The organism is Actinoplanes sp. NPDC051633, from assembly GCF_040681735.1.
GTDB lineage: Bacteria > Actinomycetota > Actinomycetes > Mycobacteriales > Micromonosporaceae > Actinoplanes.
Map to the genome: position 1 here is coordinate 1 of NZ_JBFAZH010001313.1, position 2,008 is coordinate 2,008.

The following is a 2,008-nucleotide window of genomic DNA, read 5'->3' on the forward strand; positions in this document are numbered from 1 at the left end:
GTCAAGGTCAGCCAGATGGCGTCGCACGGTGCCGGGACCCAGTTCGGGCCGCCCCTATTCTGAAGTCCCGCGCCGATCTTCAGCTCGCCTGGGCTCGAGGCGGCTTGGCATTGCTTGGTGGTGTCGGTGCGAGGTTTCGAGCCAGCGCTGTTGTCTGGCGTCGGGACCGTCGCCGGTGCTCGCGAGGGTGCTGAGGACGAACGACGTACGCCCGTGCTCCCGCCGACTTTGCCGCTAGGTGACGCTGGCGGCGGAGTCAGGGCTGGGGAGGACGCCGATGCCCGGGTTGTTGGGGACGACGAGCCGACCACGGGCAACGACGCGCTGGTCGCCGGCGGAGAGACCGCAACGATCTGGTCGTCTGCTCGCTCGCCGGCCGGAAGCCAGCCGTTGACCAACGCGGCCGAGCCGACGACTGTGAGCAGCACCGCGGTAGCGACCGTGCCCACGGCGGCCGGGCGGACAGCACGCCGCCTCTGCGAAGACGTGCCTGTTCTACTGTTTCCGCGAGACGGTGTCGGCGAGGACCTGCCGGTTCTACTATCACCGGGCGGCGGCAGCGTCGACACACCGACCGGTGCCATCCGCGACAAGGGAGAAGGAGATCGGATCGCGAACCGGATAAGGCCCTGGCTCCATGCGACCAGGTCAGCTGGGCGCTTCGCCGGCACGGGATCCATGGCCGAGATGAGATGCCGTACGAATGTCTCGGGTTCGTCGATGCCCGCCTCCGACGCCGCGTGCATGAGGTCGGCTACCCAGCGGGAGCGCGAGGTTTCCGGGCCGGAGGCGTGCGGGTCGGACCCGGTGAGGCAGAAGGCTGCGACCGCGCCGAGCGAGTACATCTCGGTCGCGACGGACCGGGCTCGGCGGGGCGCGGCGCGAACTTCCGGCGCGGCGTACTCGGGCGTGTGCATACCGGACGGGTCGAACCCGTCATCGGCTCGGCGAAGCGTGGTCACGTCGATGAGCACCAGGCCGTGACGCTCGTGAATGATGCAGTTGCTCGGCTTGATGTCGCGGTGCAGCGTGGCGTTGGCGTTCAGCGGCATCAGATCCGCCAGCGCGCCGGCCAGCTGGGCGATGTACCGCAGACGCTGCATGATCGTCGCCGCCGTGGCCGGATGGCCGGCGCCCACTTGGCGCAGCGTCGGCCCCTCGACCCAATCCATGATCACGTAGGCGACCAGTGGTGCGGTCCGATCCGGCCGCCCCAGCGGATGCGGCGGCGAGCCGTAAAGAACGTCATGCACCCGTACGACGTTGCGCGGCGACAGGTGCTGCAGCAGCCGCTTGTTCTCGTCCAACAGCCGCCGGTCCGCCGCCGACGGGTGAGCCAGCATCTTGACGGCACACAGTGCAGGAGCCCGCAGGTGGTGGTCGAGGGCCCGCCAGATCACGCCTTCGCCACCGGCGACACCGTCATCGATCAGTTCGTACGCGTCGGGCTGGTCCATACTCCCCGCGAACATGCCGCTGGAGGAGATGCGCTGGCAAGGCATCGCCGGCCGTCCCGTCGTCTCCGGCTCGTCCGGGGCGTATCCGTGCCGCCCGCTCACCGGACCGGCTCCGGACGACGCGGCAGCTGCGCCAGGTCGGCCACGGTCACGGCACCCCGTTCGACGGCCCAACGAGCAAGAGCCAGACGCAGATCCGTACGTCCGATGGCCGTGCCGTCGGTGGACACCAGGCCCGGAACACCCGACTCAGCCAGCCGGTGTCGCACGTCCTTGATGATGTTGCGGGCATAGTCGGGCTTCAGGCCGAGCCGATCGGCCAACTCGACCGTGGACAAAGGTCGCGCATGTGCGCCGTTGCGGGTCAGCATCGGCTCGCACATCGCGATCAACGCGATCCGCTGGGCCCGGGTCAACAACGCCGCCTGCATACGTACCGCTCGGCGGCCGCCCAGGTTCGGTACGTACAGGTCCGTCCCCGGATCGTCAGCGCCGCGAGTCCGGCCCTCCTCGGCCAGGACGGCCGTCGGCTGCGGCGGCACCAGCGCACG

Annotated in this window: 2 protein-coding genes; both read right to left on the bottom strand. The window is 69.6% G+C overall.

Annotation, left to right across the window (positions count from 1 at the left end; all coding sequences use genetic code 11):
* Window positions 1-1,457: protein kinase (locus AB0M20_RS40445; RefSeq protein WP_364306478.1), on the bottom strand; the 1,457-nt coding region annotated here is incomplete at its 3' end.
* Between the two features lie 98 nt (window positions 1,458-1,555).
* Window positions 1,556-2,008: hypothetical protein (locus AB0M20_RS40450; protein WP_364306480.1), on the bottom strand; the 453-nt coding region annotated here is incomplete at its 5' end.